This is a genomic window from Paraburkholderia sp. TE9906 (assembly GCF_056279605.1).
The window spans coordinates 464,271-484,339 of record NZ_JBWCCT010000001.1 but is presented as its reverse complement, the minus strand read 5'-3'; the positions used below and the strand labels follow the sequence as shown (position 1 = coordinate 484,339).

Here is a 20,069-nt window from a genome sequence, read left to right as displayed (position 1 = left end):
TCCTGGTTCTTGCGGCCTGCTCGTCTTGCCGAAGCAAACCGTCAAGCCGCGATCATGTGTTCGTTAAGCTGATGCAGCGCGCGAAACTTCGAGGGCGGCATTGCCTTCGTTGAAAGGAATTGACGATTGAAGTTCGACAGATTGTTAAAGCCAACGCGATAGCAGATCTCCGTTACGCTAAGCGTCGAGCACATCAACAGTTCACACGCTTCGTTAATCCGGAGCCGGTTCTGGTACTGCACGAACGTACACCCCGTATGTCGCCGGAAAAAACGTGTGAACGTGCTCACGCTCATGCCGGCAAGTTCGGCGACGTCAGCTTCGCGCAATGTACCCGGAAGATTCTGCTGAATGTACGAGAGCACCTGGTTGATCGTGGATTGCATATAGCGGTGCGCATTGACATCGTATGCGGGTCCCGCCAGCAAAGTGCGCTCGGTGCACGATGACAACCTGTCGAAGATCGACATCAACAACTCGACGCGGCGGCAACCGTGTGACACGACAAGCTCGAGCATCATGGGCGCGATGGCCAGACCCACCGAGTCCGGAAACTGTATCCCGCGCGCCGCGTCGTCGATCAGACCGACAATCGCGTGCAACTCGGTGAACGCGGCCACCATGCGTTCAACCGCGTCGCGCGAAAACTGCAGAACCACGTCGCGTGACGGCACGGTTTCGCGCTCGCCGATTTCGCTGATCCAGTTGTGCGGTAAATTCGGCCCGGTGATGACCAGGTTGCCCGGCGTGAAGTCGCCGATGAAATCGCCGACAAAAAACTTGCCGGAAGACGCCCGGATGACGTGAATCTCATACTCCGGATGAAAGTGCCATTTCGCCACTGTATGCGGATAGTCGTGCGCCCAAGCTCGGAACGACTCGTCCCGTCGTGTGTGCACCAATTCCAGATCTGGATTCATACCGCTTCTCCTTCCCGGCTGTCTCGACGCCGCCTCTTGTGTTAATGCAAAGCCGCTCCCTGTACGCCTGCGCCTTGATGTGGCGAGTTGGCGAGTGTCGTTCTGCTGCTCGGAGGAACGGGCAATGAAACGTTTTGCTCCGTCTGGGCATCGAAGACGTGCAGGTCGGCGGTTTTGAACTGGAAAGTTACCACGCTATCCAGTTCGGGCAGGTCCTCCGCCGGCACCAGGGCGGCCAGGCGTTCGCCGGCGAATTCGAACGTGACCAGCGCCTCCGCGCCCAGCAGTTCGATCAGCTCCACTTTGCCGCGAAACCTTAGCGAGCCGGTCTCGTTGTCTGCAGACGCCAGCTTCAGATAGTTCGGCCGGATTGCAAGCTTCACCGCCTGACCGGCCTGCAGTCCTGCGAAACGCGGCCCGGCGAGCGCCCAGCGCTGGTCCTGTACCTTCACGAAACAGGCTTCACCGGTTCGCTCGGCTGTCCCGGACAGTAAATTCATGGCGGGTGTACCAATGAAACCTGCGGCGAACAGCGTCTGCGGGAAATGGTAGAGATCAGATGGCGTGCCGGCCTGCTCAATCCGCCCCCCTCGCATCAGGATCACGCGGTCGGCGAGCGTCATGGCCTCGAGCTGGTCGTGCGTCACATAGACCGTCGTGGTCTTCAGGCGCAGGTGTAGCCGCTTGATATCGCCTCGTAGTTGCGCCCGCAGTTTCGCGTCGAGGTTGGACAGCGGCTCATCGAAGAGGAACACCTCAGGTGTCTTGATCATCGCCCGGGCGATCGCCGCGCGCTGCTGCTGGCCGCCGGACATGGCGCGCGGTTTGCGATCGAGCAACGCGTCGAGGTTCAGCAGCGCGGCAACTTCTCGCACGCGGCGATCGATCTCCGCAGCCGGTACCTTCAATCGGCGCAAACCAAACGCGATGTTGTCATACACGGTCATATGCGGGTACAGAGCGTAGTTCTGAAACACCATCGCGACGTTGCGCTCGCGTGCCGGCAAGTCGTTCACGATGGTGTCGCCGATCGCGAGGTCACCGCCGGTGATGCCTTCGAGACCCGCAATCATGCGAAGCATCGTGGACTTGCCACATCCGGATGGGCCGAGCAACACCACGAACTCACCATTGGTAATTTCCATATCGAGTGGGTGCAACACCGGTGGACCGCCGTCGTAACGTTTCGTGAGACCTCTGCAGACGATTTTGGCCATGGCTCAGTCCATCTCTATCTGGATTTTGACATCGTTCGGGCGACCTGCTGCAGCCTCTTCGAACGCCGTGAGGCCGTCAGCGAACGCGAACTTGCGCGAGATGAACGGCTTGACGTCGATCATGCCCGAGCTGATCAGCGCCAGCGCGCGCGGGAACACATTCGCGTAGCGGAACACCGATTCGAGGCGCGCTTCCTTCGCCTGCATGGCGACAACATCGAGCGGCACGCGGTCGACCGGCATGCCGACGAGGACCGCGCAGCCACCTGGGCAAAGCAGGTCGAACAGGTCATCGTAGACCTTCGCGCTGCCGCTCGCTTCGAATACGACGTCGGCGCCCCAGCCCGTGGTGATTTCACGAACGACATCGGCGAGCCGTTGCTCGCGCACATCTACGGTTGTCACCGCGGGATTGTTGGCAAAGAGCGCCAGTTTTTCCTTGACCATGTCGGCCAGAATGACGCGCGATGCGCCGCCCGCCAGTGCAGCCAGGGCGGTCATCGCGCCGATTGTCCCCGCACCGATCACGACCGCGACATCCCCGGGTTTCATCGCAGCTTTCTTGGCGGCCTGTAGCCCGATCGATAGCGGCTCGACAATCGCACCCTCCGCGAAGGACACATTGTCGGGAAGCCGGAAGGTGAATGCCGCCGGATGCACGACGTAAGGCGTCAGGCAACCGTGAATGGGCGGCGTTGCCCAGAAGCGCACTGCAGGGTCGAGGTTGTACAGGCCGCGCATCGTTGCCGGTGAGTCGAATTGCGGAATGCCCGGCTCCATGCAAACGCGGTCGCCCACACGCAGGTGGGTGATCTCGCTGCCGGTTTCGACCACCGTGCCGGACGCTTCGTGACCGAGCACCATCGGCGCGTCGACCTTGAATGGTCCGATGCGTCCGTGCGTGTAGTAATGGATGTCGCTACCGCAAACGCCAACCGTATGAATCTTGATCTTGACGTCGCGAGGGCCGACTTCGAGCGGCAAGTCGATATCGCGCAGTGCAAGTTGGCGCGCTTCTTCGAGTACGAGGGCTTTCAAAACGATCTCCTTACTTGCCTTTGAGCATTGAATTCAACAGCCGGCTCAGGATGCCGACGAAGATAATCGGAGGAAGCGCGAGCAGGACCGTGGACGCGTTGATCACGCCCCACGGCACCTCCTGCCCGAGCGAAGTGAACGCTGAGGCAACGACCGGCAGCGTCGCGCTTCTCGACGACGTCAGGGCGAGTGCGATCATCAGTTCGTTCCAGACCAGTACGAAGCTGAACACGATGCCGCCCATCAGCGTGGTTGCGCTGAGCGGCAATGCAATCCGCCAGAACACCCCGTACGGGCCGTACCCGTCCAGCGTCGCGGCTTCTTCGACTTCACGCGGCAGGCGCTGAAATACCGGAATGGACAACCATGTGATGGTCGACAGCGTGACCAGCAGATAGGTCACCACCATCGACAGCTTCGTGTCGTACAGCCCGACATCGACCCAGATAGCGATCAACGGGACGGCGATTGCGACCGGTGGCAGAAACCGCAGCGACAACAGAAAGAACTGGATGTCGCGCTTGGCCGGCAGGTGATAGCGCGCGATGACATAGGCCGCAGGTACGCCGAGCAGCGCGCCCAGCACGACGGCAGAACCGACGATAGAAAGGCTGTTGGCGAGTCCGGTAAGTACCTCGGGGCTCGACACGACCTGCCGGTAGTTGTCGAGTGTCGGCGTAAAAAAGAAGCGCGGCGTCGGCGTAACGATGTCGAGCAGGTTTTTCAACGAATTGAGAAACGCCCAGAAGATCGGAAACACGGCCACTATGGCGAGCACCGTGCCGAACGACCAACTGGCGCTTCGCGAGATCAGTCTTCCCATTTGTTCACCCGCTTCCAGATGAAGGTGAAAATCAGTGTGGTCGCGACCATCATCAGCACGGCCATGCTCGAGGCATACGAGACCTTCCCGGACAACCCGATGCCTTGCGAATACGCATACATGTCGAGCGTTTCAGTCGTGATCCCGGGGCCGCCCTTGGTCATCACATAGACCAGATCGAATGAGCGCAGCGACTCGACCATCTTGATGAACACCAGACTCATGATCGGCACTTTCAGCATCGGCAATGCGATATAGGCGTAGACCTGCCAGGTGCGCGCGTAGTCGAGACGCGCGGCTTCGAGCGGCTCGGGCGGCAGCGTTTCGAGCAGTTTCAATATGACGACCGCGAAGAACAATCCCCACTGCCAGATATCGACGAGCGCCACCGCATACAACGCCAGGTGCGGATCGGACAGAAAAGCCGTGTTCTCGACTCCCAGCAGACCGAGAAACCAGCTGAGAATGCCCGTCAGAGGCGAATACATGAACTTCCAGATGAAGGCCGCCGAGACTCGCGGTAGAAGCACGGGCACGATTAGCAACAGCGAAATGACGCTGCGCATCCTGCCGTGTATCTGCTCGAAGAGATACGTCGCAACCAGAACGCCGACCACGACCGCACCGACCACCGTCGTGATTTCCCAGATCGCCGATACCTCGATGGAATTGAGAAACCGTCTGTCCGAGAACAACCGGACGAAATTGCGCAGCCAGACGTACTCGCTATCCGGGTAGCGCAGTACGCGATTTTTCAATGCGAGGTTGATTGCGGCGATAGTGGGAACTAGACCGAGGACCGCCATCAAGGCGAGAGGCGGTCCAAGAAATACGAACGGAAGACTGGTTTTACCCCGATTGAACATTGACTTCTCCAACAACTTAGAATCCGCGAACTCAGTGTTCCTGTGAGAGCACGAATGAACCGGCGGCGCCCCTTGCAGCACAACCCGTGCTGCAAGGGGCGTGCGCACTACTTCTTCGCGCCGTGCTCCATCGCGTCCTGGGCGTACTGAACGGCGTCGTTCAGCGTGGCCTGAACATCGGGCTGCGTACCCGTGAACACTTCCTCCAGCGCGATACCAAGGTTGTCGCCAATGTCCGGCCACTGTGGGCTTGACCAGATCGTGACCTTCGTCACCGGGTTGGTATCGTTCAGGCCGGCAAGAATCTGCGGCTTGACGTGCTTCTGAAAGTAATCGCTCTTGATCGTGCTCGAGCGGTTGTAGTCGCTAAAGACGTTGTCGCGCAGGCGGGCCTGCTCCTGATCCTTGCCCGTCGCCCAGGCAATGAACTTCCCTGCTGCTTGACGCGTGCATTCGTCCTTGGCGCCGACCGAGGAAATCGCAAGGCCATGACCATAGGCAGCCGAGGGCAACGGGGCCGGCGGCCTGACGTATCCGACTTTGTCAGCGACGCTCGACTTGGTCGGATCTTCCATCCAGTCGGCGAACGGCGTCGATTCGATCATGAACGCGACCTTGCCGGAACGGAACGCTTCGAGCGCGTTGCTCCAGTCGTACGTCGCCGAACCGGGAGGCGCGTATTTGAAGAGGTCACGATACAGTTGCGTCGCCTTCACCGCGGCCGGCGAATTGAAGTCCGGCGCCTGGCTCTTGTCGGTCCAGGTGCCGCCCTCGGCGAGCATGAACGGCGCCCAGCGCCACACGTTCATACCGGAGCCGCGCTGTCCGCGTGCAACCCAGCCGTACATGTTGGGCGGGGCATTGAGCTTCTTGATGTCCGCAACGAGTTCGTCGAGCGTTTTCGGCACCGGGAGATGGGCCTTCTCGAGCAAGTCGCGACGGTAGAACAGGAAGTCGCCGCCGCCAATCAGCGGGGCAAAATACGCGACGCCCTTATAGCTCGCCACCGCGCGTCGGCCCGGCAGGAAGTCGTCGTAGTCGGCGTCTTTGGGGTAGTACTTCAGCAGCGGTACGACCCAGCCTGCCGATGCAAACTCCGCGACGTTCGCCTCATCGACATAATAAATTTGATAGGATCCCGCGCCCGTTGACGCGTCGAGTCGCGATTTCGAGCGACGGTCGTTTTCACCGAAGTAGTTGATTTCAATCCTGGTGCCGCTGCGCTTTTCATAGTCGGGCAGTGACTTCTCCATGACTGTCAGGCCGAGGCTCTTCTGGGCAAGCACTTTAAGCGCGGGAACGTTGCAGGTCTGTGCCGTCGCCAGCATGGGGAGGCTTGCGCCCAGGGCCGTGCAAACTGTCAACAATTGAATTGGTTTCACTCTCGTCTCCGCTTTTGGAATGTTCTTTGGCATTGCCATACGGGGCGCTGCGATTGAGAGCAGACCAAGCGTACGGTGACGAGAACTGTAGTGGTCGCGGCCAATGGCCAGCCACTGCAAAAGGCGGAAGACGCTGATACTTTTTGCTCGCGCTCCAGGTGCGGTGCACAAAATGTGTCAGTGACCGAAGCGGCCCCGTAAGTGCTCACGCAGTGGAGGACTCCGGTCAGATCGCGTCAATCGCTGTTTCGTCTCGAAAATACAGACGACGAGTGCGGAACAGGTCTGTTCCGGCGTGCATCGATCGAGTTGTGGTCGGCGCTGTTATGAAAGCAGTCAATCACGGATGGTCGTTTTCAGCGGGTTTGTGCGCCCACAACGGAAGAGGGCCTGCTGTGCAATTCGAAGGCGTAAGTGAGCGCTGTACGCGACGCGAAGCGGCCATTCGAATTAGAGCGGCCGCAGAACGGGTTCGGGTCGCGCTCTGCCGGTCAGATGAGGCAGTGCACGGCCCAGGAAGCGACGTTCAGCCAGAACGTCACATGGACATTCGTGCGACTGCTCCGTTTTCTGAGCGGCCCTTTCGGTCACAATGACGCGTGTCGCGGCGATGAACGTGGCTTCGATAAAATCACTCGCTCGGGCGGCGCCACCACCGACACGCTCCCAGCGCCGCACCGCAACGCGTGGTTCATAGAAGTTTGAGCACACCGCTCGCTACCTTGCGCAGTTCGTCGAACTGCGTAACGAGTTCGAGGCACAGAATAAAGGCCAGCATCGCTGAAGGCCCCGGGCAGCGTTCGATCCATTGCAGCGCCGGAGTCGCGTAGCGCACGCGGATCGCCGGTCGCGTCATGACATAGGCGATTCCGGTTCCCGCAGCGGCGCCCACCAGCAAATCGGTTGGATAGTGAAAGCCGAGATAGGCGCGCGGAACGCAAATGAACAGCACGGTATAGAGAATCGCCAGCACACCGATACCCCGCCACACCAGGAAGATGCCGGTGGCGACCGCCATCCATAGCATCGCGTGATCGCTTGGGAAGGAACTCCAACTTGTCAGCAGTGCGTCCTTGATATCGCTACCTGCAAAGTGCAGATGCAGGTCGGCGCTATAGACGGGGCGCACTCTGAACGGCAACCAGTGAGTCAGCAGTCTTCCGACGAAGAGGGCCACGAGGCCACTGAGAAGCGTCGCGAGAACCATTTCTCGCCGCCATTCGCGGCGCTCGTCCTGCTGAAACCACATCCACCACAGCACGGGAATGAGTACGAGGCCTTTGAAGGTGTAGAGGTCGGCGATGATTTCTATGGATTGGGCCGCGAAATGACCCAACTGTAAGTTGGACAGATATGTTTCAATAGAAGAATCGAAGTTATTCATTATTTTGCAAGAAACTTGAGTCGCATCGAGGTAAGCATAGCCCATTGAATGCGCGGCTTTTTTGGTGCTTACCTTCACTGACAACTTTTACTGCGCAATTTCATCGCCAACTTTCACTGACGGCTTACTCCGCGAGTTTGCTCTTCGGGCGGCGTGTCCTGACGAACACCGCGCCGGCCACGTCCATCGGAAAATCGTCGGGTAGCTATGGCGACACCTGCTCGATCCTCGTCGATCAGCGCGTCGATAGCCGCAGCGGAAATGCCGCCCGCTGTCCTTCGGTGTCCAAATTGAGGTTCGGCCGAGAATCCGTCAGCGATCTCATCCCTCGAATGTCCGCTGCCACCAGCTGACATTCAGTCGCGCACGGCTAACCCAGAAAGACGATGCCGAAGAACTTCACCATCGTATAGCCCGCCAGCGCGGCCACCAGCGCGATCAGCGCTGCGACCAGCGGCACCACCATATTCAGGAACGGGTTCGGCAAGCCCGGCGTGAACAGAAAGCTCTGCAGCAACAGCCATTCGGAGACGAACCCGCTCAACGGCGGCAGTCCGGCGCTCGCAAATGCGCCCACGAGCGCCGCCCCGGCGGTCCACGGCATCACGCGGATCAATCCGCCCAGACGGCCGAGATTGCGTTCGCCGGTGGCATGCAGCACGGAACCCGTGCCGAGAAACAACAGGCTTTTGAACGTCGCGTGGCTTGCCATCTGGTAGAACAGCGCGGTCAACGAGAGCGCGGCGAGCGTGTTCATGCCGTACGCGCGAAACAGGATCGCCAGTCCCATGCTGACGAACATCAGCCCGAGGTTGTCGATCGACGAATACGCGAGCAGCCGTTTCATGTCTGTCTGGATCGCGCTGAACACGACGCCGAACAGGGCGGTGAAGAGTCCGAGCGCCAGCACGAAGACTTCCCGCCACCACAACTGGACATGCAGCAAGTCGAACACCGTGCGCAGAATGCCGTACAGACCCGCCTTCAGGACAAAGCCGCTCATGAGGGCGGACACGGGTGACGGCGCAGCCGGATGGGCTTCGGGCAGCCACACATGCAAGGGGAAGACACCCGCCTTTGCGCCGAAGCCGAATAGCGCAAGCAGGAATGCGGCGGAGGCTCAGAATACGTCGAGATGCTGTTGGCGCATGTTGGCAAACGTAGTCGCCGGTATTGGCTTGCAGCAGGCCGAAACACAACAGGAGCGCCAGCGCGCCGACATGGGAGATCAGGAAGTAGAGGTAAGCGGCTCGACGGATCTCCGCGATGCGGTGATTGGTCATAACAAGAAAAACTGCCGACACGGTCATCGTTTCCCATGCGACCATGAAGCTGTATGCATCGTCCGCGAGTAACAGTGTCGCCATGCTCGCCAGGCACACGTGATATTCGAAGCAGAGTAAGCCGGGCGGCGTGCCTTCACCCTTGCGGAAATAGCCGGCGGAGAACGCGCTCACGCCCGTGCTCACGCGATCACATTCGCGTCGATTTCGACCGTAGTGACCCGCGCCGATGGAAACCTCTGGAAGCAGTATTTCGGCAACGATCCTCCGCCCAGCCCCACGATCAGGATGCCTCGTGGGGCGTGGTGGAAGAGCCCGAAGGTCATCATGGCCCGTGTGTACGGGAGGTCGAGCTCGAACGGATCGCATGTGCGCATCGAGCTTTGTATGCCCAATGGACCGAAGCGCAGCGACCGTGTACGCAACCTGTCGCTTACCACGGGCGCGGGATTTCCGGGCGGCCCTTTCAACAGTTCCGCCAGCGCCTGCCTGAAATGATGGTGATTGGCCGACAAATCAATCGTCTCCGGAAACTGCCTGGGCCGGGTGTGTGTGCATTGAACCTGCCAGACCGGAAGGTGCATCGAGTTACCAGTTTATGATAATGGCGTTATCATCCTGGCAGCTTTATCGAGATGGTTCCACTGATGCCGCTCCGGCGACATCCGCGGAAAGACGGCGCCGCGTCCTTCCGGGGCATTGGCAACGCGAGCCTCACATAACGCATGGAATTCCAGAAACTGCTTGCCGCACCGGCTCCTGCATGCGCCGGCGCGGCGCATGCAAACACAGGAGTCGATACCTGATGCCAGCAGACTATTTCCGGACCCTCACGGGGAAGGACCGGACTGTCAGGGGCGACCGGCAGCTCGGTTTTTCGCTTGCGTTCGTGGCAGGCGCGACGAATGCCGGCGGTTTTCTCGCGGTCAAGCAATACACGTCGCATATGAGCGGCGTGGTATCCGCGATTGCCGACCAGACTGCGCTGGGCGACTTTTCACTGGTCCTCGCAGGCGCCGGATCGCTGACCTCGTTCCTGTTGGGTGCCGCCTGTTCGGCGGTGCTCGTCAACTGGGGCCGGCGCAAGCGGCTGAATAGCCAGTATGCTTTGCCGCTGCTGGTCGAAGCCTGCCTGCTCCTGTGTTTCGGCCTGCTTGGCAGTCACCTCGCCTTGTGGGAAACGCTGTTTGTGCCGGCAACGGTCGTACTCCTTTGCTTCATCATGGGTTTGCAAAACGCCATGATCACCAAACTGTCCGGTGCGGAAATCCGTACCACCCACATGACGGGAATCGTGACCGATATCGGCATCGAGCTCGGCAAGCTCTTCTACTGGAATTCCTCGCGCGATGACATCGCCGCGCCCGGCGTGCTGGCCAATCGTGCGAAGCTGAAAGTGCACGGGACCATGCTGGCCCTGTTCCTTGTTGGTGGACTAACGGGCGCGGTTGGTTTCCGTCATGTCGGGTACGAGGCGACAACTCCACTCGCGGCACTGTTGATCGCGCTGGCGATCGTGCCGCTGATCGACGATCTGCGCGGACGGATCTGCCGGCTCGACCGCTAGGGCAGTAGCTGGCTGCGGCTGCCTGACGCCCCCGCTCGCCGCGCCCGAAGTCACCGTCAGGGTGGAAACGGTCTGCCTGACGTAGACGCACATAGTATGATAATAAGACCATCATTTGAGTCGCTTCAATGATAACGAAGGTTATTGACCGGCGCCCTTGGTGTTTCCGAACCTGAATTCGGGGATCGTGCGAAACGGGGGAGCTGCGTTGGACGGGAGATTGACGTGATTGACACCAGTATTTCGCTTTTGTCCCATGACTACACGCACCGGTTCTTGCGAGACCTGATGGGCCGTCACGGACTGATTGTCATCGGTGTGGGCAGGGCGGGCGAGCGGGGATTCCAGATGCTGTACCGGTTCTCCGACATCTGCGACAGCCTGGAAGACTGCGGGATCAATGTCATCTTCGTCTATCAGAAGGAATCGGCCCGCCATGTCCACGACACAACCTCGCTTTTCGGGGCGCGATACCGGCAGCGGCCCTGTCTGTTTCTGGACGACGACGGGAAGTTCTTTCGTGCTCCACTGCGTCCAAAATCGCTTAGGGCGGTTCATCTGGATCAGGATATGAAGCGACTCGGCACGGTCGACATTGCGGTGCGGGTTGACGAATGGGACCGGCAATTACGCGCTTTCCTTGCGCAGAGGGCCGCAAGTTCCATGCATTGAGTGCTGTGTGGCTATGTCCGGGCGTAGCGCGCCGCTGTGACGATTTACGTGCAAAGGGGAGTGGGTTGGTCGAGGCATTGATTCAGATAAATGGCCGGTGGGGGCTGAACGGGCACGAATCGGCGAGGCTTGCGGTGAGTGCTGCCCGCTTTGGGAGCGATATCGTCTGCATCGCGAACGGCCGGTCCGTTAACGCCAAGGACGTCATGTCTGTCATGTCCCTTCGGGTGAGGCGAGGTACGCTCGTACGCATCCTGATTACGGGGCCCGACGAAAGCGCCGCGATGGATGCCCTGTCGGCGGTTCTGCATGCGCAGGTGTCCTCCTGATCCGCTTCAGGCAGGGCACCCCACTCTACGCGCACTCGCCAACTGATCACGCCACGACTCGCCCCCGATCATGCTCAACATAGGAAAGAGAAATCCGAACAAGCCGTTGGTGATTGAAAACGACCAGGTGGTGTCGTTGTACTTCGACGCGCGTGGCGTTTAGAGCACGATGTTGCGGCACGATCCTTATGCGCTCGCACTGGGCCATACGCGGACCATGCTCGTGCCGATCTGATGACGGACGAACCTGACTTCCACCGCTACCTCTGCTCGCTCCGGGAAATTTTTGCCGGCGCGGTTGCGCTGGCGCGGTCGGAAGGTAGTGAGCACAACGTCACCGTTTTTGCGTGGAAAGGAGCGGGCGGACTTCCGTCATTCACAGCGATGCTCGATCGGGCGCGCGCGCTTCAGGCGCGGCACGCGGTCAGTCTCCACGCCACGGCCACGCGCATTGAATACGGCAAAAAATTGAACTGGAGCCGATATGGACGGATTGAGTGAAGTGGTCCGCTATCTGCAGACGGTTTCATCTCTATGGACCGGACGGTTCGAGCGGGTGTGCACGCGAGGAAGGAAGGCGACGGCAGAATGCGCAACGAGGGTGGCGCATTGATGGCGCGAGGATGACTCGGGAGCCGCCATGTATTATAATCAAATTAACATATCTGGACTCTGCCCGTCATGGAAACGAAAAGCGCTCGGCTCACGATTTTAATCGATCCTGTGAAGAAGGAAGCGTTCGAGAAACTGTGCGCAGCGCAGGACCTGACGCCCTCACAGGTGGTTCGGCAATTGATCCGCGATTACCTTGAGCAGCACGGCGTCAGCTACAAGACAAAGAGCGCCATTGGTGCGCGTCCGCGCCGCAAAACTGCCTGAACCAGGGCAGTTTTCAAGTCCCCACCCTAGTCCTTGAGAGTTGCTGCGCGTCGTTGCACGCGGGTGGCGGCTGCACAATTGCTGTCAGCTCTCGCCCGGCTCCGGATTCTGTTCAGATCTCCAATTCATGGCGAAGCTCGTGCCTTGCTTCAGTCGACGCGCGGTCGCGAGCAAGTTCAGCGGATGCGTCATTGCAAGTGTGCGTGCGCGTGTGAGTAGCGCATCCCGGGACGGAAGCTTTGGCGCACCTTTCCATGCAAACATCGTGTAGTTACAACTATCCTCTGCCATAAGAATGGAGAGCGAGTTACCGAACGCCGAACGCGCCTCTTCCAGATAATAGGGAATAAGCGGATCGTCCTCGACGAAATTGGCGACAAGCACTCCATCGTCCGCGAGCTGCGCGTGGCAAGCCGCGTAAAACGCTGCGTTACCCAACTGCACGGGCATGCCGTGTGCCAGAAAGCCATCCACCAGAATCACGTCAGGAGGCGCGTCGTCGCGCTTGACGTATTCCGCTCCGTCCGCACAGATCACCTCGAATCGCTCGTCATCCGGCGGAATATGGAATGTGTTGCGCAGCGCGATGACTGCCGGGTCGATTTCGATGGCCACGATCCGTGTGTGCGGAAGATGCCGGTAACAGAACTTGGCCAGCGACCCTCCACCCAGACCGATCATGGAAATTCTGCTGGGCGTGGGCTTCAGCAAAAGGAAGCCCATCATTGTCCGGGTATAGCCGAGCATCAGCTTGTGCGGATCGCGTCGGGACATGAAGCTCTGCGTGGCCAGTAGATCGAAGTGCAGCGACAGCGCATTGGCCGTTTCCAGCACAACGGGCGTACCGTCCGCGGGCGGCCCGGCAAGAAACTTCATATAGGCGTTGAAGGACGCGTGCGAGTGATCCATGCAGTTGCCTGGGCAGCGTGTATGTCTGGCTCTTCAGCCTCGTGATAATCGGGAGCGCCTTCGCTCCGCTTCCGCTCGGCCGGCAGCCATGTTGCATGGCTAACCTGATTTGCAGATTATGGTAATGATATTATCACATAAGTCATTTCGACCACCTCCCGCTGGGCGGCTAACGTGCGGTACATGTGCGCGTCACGCAAATTCCATGTGTTCAGGCGTCGCCCGAACATCGAGCGGTAATAGTTTTCCGCATTCACGACGACTTTGGCGTTTTGTTGTGCGAAGAACTGTGCGTCGAGTGCCGCGAGGCCATCTTGCGCGAGGTGGAGCAGCGCGTCGGTGCGCAGTGGCAGCAATTGCGCGACGACGCCTTCGCGCGCGTCAGGGCGGGCGCCAACTGCAGTGGCATAGCCATAGGCTTGAGGCTCGCGAACATGGTCGAGCGCAGCGTAACGCTCACGCGCCATCGCGGCCCGCTGGGGATCGAGCTGCTCCAGATAGCGGATCGCTGCATCTGCCGACTGGTGCATGCTGTACAGGTCGAGTCCATAAACACCGACTCGCTCTTCGGGCGGCAGTCCGGCGCTGTGTGCACGCAGCCAGACGATGAAGTCGCGCATTTCACGATTGCGCCACATCCACGTCGGAAAACGCCGGAAGTCGCCGAGCGTGGTATCCGCTCCGGCGTCGCCTTCGCCCTGCACGAACCAGTTGATGTCGGATTGCGGCGGACCTGTCACTCTCGCCTGCGACGCGGAGTGCCCAGTCCTGACGGTTCCTGCTGAAGGAATCGGGCACCGTCATGTGCCGCCGCGCCGGATCTTCGTTGCAAGCGACGACGTGCCCCATGTCATCGTAAATGAAGCCATTTCTTCCACCCGCGCCGGCGGAACGCGGTGTTGGGCCAGGAGGCGTGGGCTAAGGCGATATTTCGCGTCAACTTATTCTTTATTTGTCGCCCTCACACAGCGAAACCCCGCATACACGTACTGATAATGCGCTTGAAACCAGTTGCGGAAAGCGGGCCGCAGCATGCACTGCGCGGTGCGTGCCGAGCCGCCTTTGAGCACGTAATGCTGCCCATCGAAGAAATTGGCCGAGTAACCCAGATAGAACGGAAACGCTTCGAAGCCCGGCAGCGCATCGAATACCGTCGAAGTCCATTCCCAGCCATTGCCGAACTGACCTTCGACGCCAAACGTGCTGACGTTCTGCGGATACGCATCAACCGGCTTCGGGTCCCAACTGCGGAAATCGAAGTTGCCTGACCCGGCGTGCGGCACACCTTGCGCCGCACGTTGCCATTGCGCTTCGGTGGGCAGCGACTTGCCGGCCCAGCGCGCGTAAGCGCTGGCTTCGGCGTGGCTCACATAGGCGGGCCAGTCGAGCGGCAGCGGCACTTCGTCGAACATCGTGCGTAGCATCCATTCACTCGCGTTGCCGCCTGTTTCGCCGCTCGCCTCGCGTCGCGACCAGCAGGCCGGGTGCTCGATGTGCTCGGCTTCCTTCCATGCCCAATCTTTCTCCGACCACCATTCGGATTCGCGATAGCCGCCGGCCTCGATGAACTCGCCAAACGCGCTGTTCGTCACCATGTACCGGTCTATCTCGAAGGCGGGCACGTCCACGCGTAATTCGCCGAACTCGTTGTCCCAACCGAACTGGCCGGCGTCGCGCGGCATGCCGAGCACCGCCGACCCGGCCGGCACCCGGACCATCGACGCCAACGCGTCCGGGCGTTCGGGATGCGTGACCACGGACTCGCGCAGTTCGGTGACCTTTTGTGCAAGCGGCAACTGATGGAGCATGTACGCGAGCGTTTCGGCATGCATCAGCCGATGCTCGATCGCGACGTTCAGCAACTGCCGGCAGGTGTCGGCTTGCGCGCCGTCGCGGCCGAACCTGGCGGCGTCCGCGAGACCGGCGAGCGCGTCGTCGATCTGCCTGCGCGCACGCGCGACATACGCGCGTACGGCGTCGAGCGACGGCCAGTCGCCGGGTTGATCGGTCGGAAAGCCGCCGTCGACCGGATCGATGCCGAAAGCAAAGAGCTGGTCGAGTTCCGGGGCGAACGCGGGCAGGTCGCATACACGCCGATCGAAGAGATTGCGATCGAACGCTTCCAGATGGCCGATGTAAAACACGATCCGGTGGCGTTCACGGATCGGCCGTTCATACAGAAATTCGGGTTTGACGATGGCAAACAATGCGTCAGTGACCTGACGCGCGTCGATCAGACGCTGGACGAGCGGGTGACGTGGGGCGGGGTCGCGATTCATTTCGCCGGGTCTCCTTGCGGGGGAGGGACTAAAGACTGTACCCGGTCGCAGGAGCCATGCCAAGGCGAAAGCGCGCCGAACGAGCGTAGGCGGGCGCCGGCCAGCCCCGGCAAACGGCTCAGACCTGGCGCAGTCCGGCCAGATCGACGATGCGGATGTGCTTCCCCTGTGTGTCGATCAGGCCGCGCTTTTGAAATCTTGACAAGGTGCGGCTCACGGTTTCGAGCGTCATGCCGAGGTAGCTGCCCATGTCCTCTCGCGTCATGCGCAGGTTGAATTCCGCCGACGAATAGCCGCGTTGCGCATTGCGCTCCGACACGTCCAGCAAGAAGGCGGCGACGCGTTCGTCCGCGGACAGTGAGCCGAGCATCATCATCTGCGTGGCTTCGCGAACGATTTGCGCGCCCAGCAGTTTGTGCATGCGCTCCTGCATCGAACTGATTTCGCGGCACAGGCGTTTGAGCGCGCTGTAGGGGACGATGCAAACGGTGCTGTCCTCGAGCGCGACGGCGCTGCACGCGTGGACGTCTTCGCTGATGCCGTCTAGCCCGAGCGCCTCGCCGGCGAGCCGCAGGCCGGTGACCTGCTCGCGGCCGTCGCGGTGCGCCATCACGGTTTTCATCGACCCGGAACGGACGGCGTAGACGTTGTCGAAACGGTCGCCGCTGCGATAGAGCGCTTCACCGCGCTGCACCGGGCGCGCAGAGCAGATGAGCGTTTCCAGTTTCGCGAGTTCCTCGGCGGACAGGCCTTGAGGCATGCAGAGTTGCCGCATCGAACAACTCGAACAGCGGGCGGCGGTGCGCGCGGTCGCCCGCACCGGTGCAGCCCGGCGGCCGCTGCGCGCCGGCAACGAACTTGCGGAGGGGCCGTCGATGCCGGTGGAGTGCGTTATAGCGGAAGGAGTGAGCATGTTCTGCAGCCGATTGTCAGAGTAGTGGCGATTGTCCCACCCACCCTGGACGCGATTTGGCGGCAAAGTGACGCGTTCAGTCGGTGAGGCATCTTGAGCGTTGTGGCACGGTCGTGGGTGGCTGGACTGCCAGGTATTTCCTGAGCGCTTCCATCGGTGCGGGGCCCACGAATGAGCCGCCATTGCGCGACGCCGTTCCACACATGGCAAACGGCGGTCGCGCGAAGCGCTGTTATTGGGCGGCGGCTTCCTTGTCCTGGCCCGCGGCGGACGGAATCAGCAACACGGGGATGGTCGCCTGGCGCACGCAACGCTCGGCGACGCTGCCGAGAATCAGCCGTTGAAAACCGCGCCGGCCATGTGTGCCCATTACCAGCAGGTCGGCGTCGAATTCGGCGGCGGCCTTCAGCACGATGTCCGAAACATCGCCGAGCGACGATGCTTCGCTGACGGCCGGGTCCCCCTTGACGCCTTGTTCGGCCATCGTCTGCGCGAATTCCGCGCGCAACTCCCTGCCTTCTTCGATCAACCGGTTGCGCAGGATCGACGGGTCGTAGCCGGGCGCTTCGAAGTACATGGGCGTGTTTTCGACAACGTAGAAAGGCCGCAGAACGGCGCCGTTGGATTTGGCGAGCGCGAGGGCTGCCTCGAATGCACGGCGGGAAGTGTTGCTGCCGTCGACCGCTACCAGGATGCGTGTGTACATGGCGACTCCGCGTCTGAAAAATCCGTATGCCGTAGCCGTTCTCACGGCCCGGCTCCTTGGTCTTTTATACCAACGAAGCTTAGATGATGGCCGAAAAAGATGCACTCAACCGGGATGTAAATCAAACTCTTATCAAATTCATGGGTCCGGTGTCCTTGTCGCCAAGCTTGATAGCGCGCGGGGCGGCGCCCCGCTGCTCGATTCAGGGCGCATATTTCCGTAAGGAACGGCCAAAGTTGGCCTTACAATTAAATGATATTCAGACAAGCTGTTTCAGCCCGCCGATGAACGAGCGCAAAACCACGGGCCTGCCCGAGAAGATCTACGGCGACATCCTCAATCGCATTCTCGAAGGCGAGTACAAGGAAGGTGAGCGCTTGCCAACCGAGCACGCGCTGGCCGAACGTTTTGCGACCTCGCGGCCGACCGTGCGCGAAGCACTGGCGCGTCTGCGGGCGGACGGCATCATCATGACGCGGCACGGGTCGGGTACCACGGTCGCGCGGCGGCCCGATCCGGACGTGCGCCGTTTCGCGCCGCTCGAAACGCTGTCCGATATTCGCCGATGCTACGAATTTCGCATCGTGACCGAAGCCGGCGCGGCCGCGCAGGCGGCGCTCAAAGCCGATGCCGACGACATCGCCGCGATTCAGCACGCCTGGGACGAACTGGAGCGCATCATCGAAACCCGCGGGATCGGCGCGCAGGACGACTTCCTGTTCCATCTGGCCGTGGCGCGCGCGTCGAAAAACCCGTTTTTCATCACGGTCATGTCGTTCATCGAGGAACAGATACTGTTCAGCATGAACCTGTCGCGCAACCTGTCGCTCGTCAAGACGGTGGAGCGTCAGCGGCTTGTCCAGGCCGAGCACATGGCGGTGCTCGATGCGATTCGCCGCAAGGACGCCGCAGCTGCCGGCGCGGCGATGCGCGCGCATCTCGAGAATGCGCTCGAACGGATGTTCGGCTCCTGAGTTCCGCGTAGCGACTCAACACGGCCCAGCCACGGGAAAGCGCTTGTCCCGGCCCCCCATGGCCCGCAATCAAACCGGGACAAATTTCCCTGAACCGACGCCAGGCGCGAACGAGCGTCCGGACTAAGCCGCAACCGCAATCGGGCCGAACAAGGCCGTAAGGGTCTTCGGACTCACCGCGACATTCAGCGCCACCGCCCGCTCCACGCCGATTTGCACCGGCGCGCCGAGCCGGCTGATGTCGATGCCGGTCCTGCGCAGGAGCCGCTCGATCGGCGTGGTGGTCACGGTGACGTACCGCGTGATACCCATCCGCTGCGCGAATTTCATGACTTCCTGAATCGCCTGGATCGTCATGTCCGTGAAGCCGAACGACTGCTCCTCGCCACCGGTTTCGATCGCAAACCGGCTCAACTCCCAGATGTGCCGCCCGACCGGCGCCTGCTCGCCGTGCAGCAGCTGGGGGAAGGTGTCTTTCAGCATGTTGGGACCTTCGGTCGGCATCATGCGCCAACAGCCGCGCAACTTCCGGTCTTCGCTCTGAATCAGCATGTAGTACGGCCCGAGGGCGTCGTAGCCGTCGATCTCCATGCCCGCTATGGTTGGGACATCCCAGCCGAGCCGCCCGTGAAACACCCGTGCCCGCAGGCGGTACATCTCGTTGATGTCCGAGTTGTCGAAATCCTGCCGCATTCCAATCCGGATCGCTGTTTGCATGCCGTTCTCCTGAACGAGTTGAGAAACCAATACCAGGAAAACTTATGCATATTGAATTGTTCTGCCACCTACCTACCTGGATAGGTGTGCATGCTTATCGGGTAACGCAGAATTCGAGACACGTATCCGCATCCAACCGACAAGGCACGAAAATGGAACTTCTCGAAAATCACTGGCAACCGCAGACTGGCCTCCAAACGCGCCCGGCGGAGGCCTCCACGGCGGTGGATCGTGTGCTGATCATTGCGTACCGCAAGAAGAAAAAAGAAAGCCAGCGCCGCTTCTGGGCACGGTTCGGCGTCACTCAGTCGCGCGGCAGCCGGTTCGAATCCGGTGCCGAAATCCCGGCGCCGGTGTCGATCCTGTTGGGCTTGTACTTCACGAAAACCGTTTCCGATGCCGATCTGGGCCGTGCCGAGCGGGTGCTCTATAGCCGCGACGCCGCCGCGTTTCTCAACCCGGGTCAATAAGCCCGAGTTGCGCCGCGATCACGGCTGCCGCACGCCGCGAATTCACACCGAATTTCGTCCTGATGTTTTTCATGTGGAAGTTCACTACGGCTTCCGAACAGTTCAGGATATGGGAGATTTCCCAAGTGGATTTGCCGCGTGCGGTCCATTTCAGGCACTCGCGTTCGCGCGGCGTGAGCTTGGGCAAGACGGTCTGAGCGTGCGTATCCAGATGGCGCTGGCTGGTATCGATAACCAGGTCGCGCAATAACGCCAGATTCGGCAGCGCTGCGTTGACGTGGCGCTGGAAATCTTCGCTCGAACTGTTGTCATTGACGAAGCACATCATGCCGGCTTCCTGGTTCGGTCCGTGAATCGGTACCGTCACCCCGGCGCGCAGCCCGTATGAGCGCGCTTCTTCGTACAAGGATTGCTGCGCTGTCGTCGAGAAGATTGCCGGCGACCAGATCAGCGGTGCGGCGCGCGCCATGCAATGTTCGACGGTCGGGTCGATGTGAACCAATCCCTCTTTGTCATACGTCTGTCGCCATGCCGGCGCGTAGGTGCTGCGTATGTACGCATCTTCCAGACGCATGGTCGGGCGCGGTAGCATGGCGATCAAAATTCTGTCGAAGCCCCATGTCTCGGCAAGGCCCGCAATCGCACGGAACCATTCCGCTTCGTCGGCGGCGTCCAGTAGCGGTGCCATCTGCTCGATAAAATGTAGCGACAATTGCTTAACTCTCTCAGGCTCGCAAACAT

Annotated in this window: 22 protein-coding genes and 1 pseudogene; 7 read left to right on the top strand and 16 right to left on the bottom strand. The window is 60.5% G+C overall.

Annotated elements, in window-relative coordinates; all coding sequences use genetic code 11:
* Positions 1–41 precede the first annotated feature (41 nt).
* The 9 genes and pseudogenes from ACZ9H4_RS02200 to ACZ9H4_RS02160 all read right to left on the bottom strand — a co-directional run bounded on the left by ACZ9H4_RS02200 (position 42) and on the right by ACZ9H4_RS02160 (position 9,428).
* Positions 42–920: an AraC family transcriptional regulator gene (locus ACZ9H4_RS02200; RefSeq protein WP_408139405.1), complete on the bottom strand. Its 879-nt coding sequence runs from the start codon at positions 918–920 to the stop codon at positions 42–44.
* 41 nt (positions 921–961) lie between these two features.
* On the bottom strand, positions 962–2,137 hold the full coding sequence (locus ACZ9H4_RS02195) for an ABC transporter ATP-binding protein (protein ID WP_476118125.1): 1,176 nt from the start codon (positions 2,135–2,137) through the stop codon (positions 962–964).
* A 3-nt stretch (positions 2,138–2,140) separates the two neighbouring features.
* A complete protein-coding gene (locus ACZ9H4_RS02190; protein ID WP_408139402.1) occupies positions 2,141–3,175 on the bottom strand; it encodes an NAD(P)-dependent alcohol dehydrogenase in 1,035 nt (344 codons plus the stop codon).
* Between the two features lie 10 nt (positions 3,176–3,185).
* On the bottom strand, positions 3,186–3,998 hold the full coding sequence (locus ACZ9H4_RS02185; protein WP_408139400.1) for a carbohydrate ABC transporter permease: 813 nt from the start codon (positions 3,996–3,998) through the stop codon (positions 3,186–3,188).
* Positions 3,986–4,864 (bottom strand): carbohydrate ABC transporter permease, encoded by an 879-nt coding sequence (locus ACZ9H4_RS02180; RefSeq protein ID WP_476118124.1) that lies wholly within the window; start codon positions 4,862–4,864, stop codon positions 3,986–3,988. Before ACZ9H4_RS02180 ends, ACZ9H4_RS02185 begins: the two co-directional genes overlap by 13 nt.
* Before the next feature lie 107 nt (positions 4,865–4,971).
* Positions 4,972–6,192 carry an ABC transporter substrate-binding protein gene (locus tag ACZ9H4_RS02175; protein WP_476118272.1) on the bottom strand — a complete coding sequence of 407 codons (1,221 nt, stop codon included), beginning with the start codon at positions 6,190–6,192 and terminating at the stop codon, positions 4,972–4,974.
* A gap of 745 nt (positions 6,193–6,937) precedes the next feature.
* Positions 6,938–7,630 carry a phosphatase PAP2 family protein gene (locus ACZ9H4_RS02170; RefSeq protein WP_476118123.1) on the bottom strand — a complete coding sequence of 231 codons (693 nt, stop codon included), beginning with the start codon at positions 7,628–7,630 and terminating at the stop codon, positions 6,938–6,940.
* Positions 7,631–8,003: 373 nt separating this feature from the next.
* Positions 8,004–9,099, bottom strand: a pseudogene (locus tag ACZ9H4_RS02165) (proton-conducting transporter transmembrane domain-containing protein); the annotation flags it as partial.
* Positions 9,096–9,428 carry a class I SAM-dependent methyltransferase gene (locus ACZ9H4_RS02160; RefSeq protein ID WP_476118122.1) on the bottom strand — a complete coding sequence of 111 codons (333 nt, stop codon included), beginning with the start codon at positions 9,426–9,428 and terminating at the stop codon, positions 9,096–9,098. The gene ACZ9H4_RS02160 and the pseudogene ACZ9H4_RS02165, both read right to left, overlap by 4 nt.
* 290 nt (positions 9,429–9,718) lie before the next feature.
* Between ACZ9H4_RS02160 and ACZ9H4_RS02155 the strand changes: the two genes are divergently transcribed.
* The 5 genes from ACZ9H4_RS02155 to ACZ9H4_RS02135 all read left to right on the top strand — a co-directional run bounded on the left by ACZ9H4_RS02155 (position 9,719) and on the right by ACZ9H4_RS02135 (position 12,360).
* On the top strand, positions 9,719–10,480 hold the full coding sequence (locus tag ACZ9H4_RS02155; protein WP_476118271.1) for a YoaK family protein: 762 nt from the start codon (positions 9,719–9,721) through the stop codon (positions 10,478–10,480).
* Positions 10,481–10,705: 225 nt separating this feature from the next.
* The gene (locus ACZ9H4_RS02150; RefSeq protein WP_476118121.1) at positions 10,706–11,152 is read left to right on the top strand and encodes a hypothetical protein; all 447 of its coding nucleotides are present in this window, start codon (positions 10,706–10,708) and stop codon (positions 11,150–11,152) included.
* A gap of 65 nt (positions 11,153–11,217) precedes the next feature.
* Complete coding sequence (locus ACZ9H4_RS02145) at positions 11,218–11,481, top strand: HPr family phosphocarrier protein (protein ID WP_408139378.1); 264 nt, start codon at positions 11,218–11,220, stop codon at positions 11,479–11,481.
* Between the two features lie 234 nt (positions 11,482–11,715).
* On the top strand, positions 11,716–11,982 hold the full coding sequence (locus ACZ9H4_RS02140) for a class I SAM-dependent methyltransferase (RefSeq protein WP_408151878.1): 267 nt from the start codon (positions 11,716–11,718) through the stop codon (positions 11,980–11,982).
* Positions 11,983–12,162: 180 nt separating this feature from the next.
* Positions 12,163–12,360, top strand: coding sequence for a ribbon-helix-helix protein, CopG family (locus ACZ9H4_RS02135; protein WP_007178408.1), 198 nt, complete (start codon positions 12,163–12,165; stop codon positions 12,358–12,360).
* Positions 12,361–12,444: 84 nt separating this feature from the next.
* Here the strand turns inward: ACZ9H4_RS02135 and ACZ9H4_RS02130 are convergent, their stop codons facing one another.
* The 5 genes from ACZ9H4_RS02130 to ACZ9H4_RS02110 form a co-directional block, all read right to left on the bottom strand.
* Entirely contained in the window at positions 12,445–13,269 is an 825-nt protein-coding gene (locus ACZ9H4_RS02130) for a fused MFS/spermidine synthase (protein WP_408151879.1), read from the bottom strand.
* Positions 13,270–13,385: 116 nt separating this feature from the next.
* The gene (locus ACZ9H4_RS02125; protein WP_476118120.1) at positions 13,386–13,973 is read right to left on the bottom strand and encodes an erythromycin esterase family protein; all 588 of its coding nucleotides are present in this window, start codon (positions 13,971–13,973) and stop codon (positions 13,386–13,388) included.
* Positions 13,974–14,210: 237 nt separating this feature from the next.
* Entirely contained in the window at positions 14,211–15,548 is a 1,338-nt protein-coding gene (locus ACZ9H4_RS02120) for an SUMF1/EgtB/PvdO family nonheme iron enzyme (RefSeq protein WP_476118119.1), read from the bottom strand.
* A 118-nt stretch (positions 15,549–15,666) separates the two neighbouring features.
* On the bottom strand, positions 15,667–16,461 hold the full coding sequence (gene fnr / locus ACZ9H4_RS02115; RefSeq protein WP_408139370.1) for a fumarate/nitrate reduction transcriptional regulator Fnr: 795 nt from the start codon (positions 16,459–16,461) through the stop codon (positions 15,667–15,669).
* Between the two features lie 232 nt (positions 16,462–16,693).
* A complete protein-coding gene (locus ACZ9H4_RS02110; RefSeq protein ID WP_408139368.1) occupies positions 16,694–17,167 on the bottom strand; it encodes a universal stress protein in 474 nt (157 codons plus the stop codon).
* A gap of 284 nt (positions 17,168–17,451) precedes the next feature.
* Here ACZ9H4_RS02110 and ACZ9H4_RS02105 point away from each other — a divergent pair, with 284 nt between their 5' ends.
* A complete protein-coding gene (locus ACZ9H4_RS02105) occupies positions 17,452–18,141 on the top strand; it encodes a FadR/GntR family transcriptional regulator (protein WP_408139566.1) in 690 nt (229 codons plus the stop codon).
* 123 nt (positions 18,142–18,264) lie between these two features.
* Here the strand turns inward: ACZ9H4_RS02105 and ACZ9H4_RS02100 are convergent, their stop codons facing one another.
* Positions 18,265–18,858 carry an acyl-homoserine-lactone synthase gene (locus ACZ9H4_RS02100; RefSeq protein ID WP_408139366.1) on the bottom strand — a complete coding sequence of 198 codons (594 nt, stop codon included), beginning with the start codon at positions 18,856–18,858 and terminating at the stop codon, positions 18,265–18,267.
* 152 nt (positions 18,859–19,010) lie between these two features.
* Between ACZ9H4_RS02100 and ACZ9H4_RS02095 the strand changes: the two genes are divergently transcribed.
* Complete coding sequence (locus ACZ9H4_RS02095) at positions 19,011–19,328, top strand: helix-turn-helix domain-containing protein (protein WP_408139365.1); 318 nt, start codon at positions 19,011–19,013, stop codon at positions 19,326–19,328.
* Here the strand turns inward: ACZ9H4_RS02095 and ACZ9H4_RS02090 are convergent.
* Positions 19,312–20,016, bottom strand: coding sequence for a helix-turn-helix transcriptional regulator (locus ACZ9H4_RS02090; protein WP_408139363.1), 705 nt, complete (start codon positions 20,014–20,016; stop codon positions 19,312–19,314). The two genes, ACZ9H4_RS02095 and ACZ9H4_RS02090, sit on opposite strands and share 17 nt — an antisense overlap.
* Positions 20,017–20,069 lie beyond the last annotated feature (53 nt).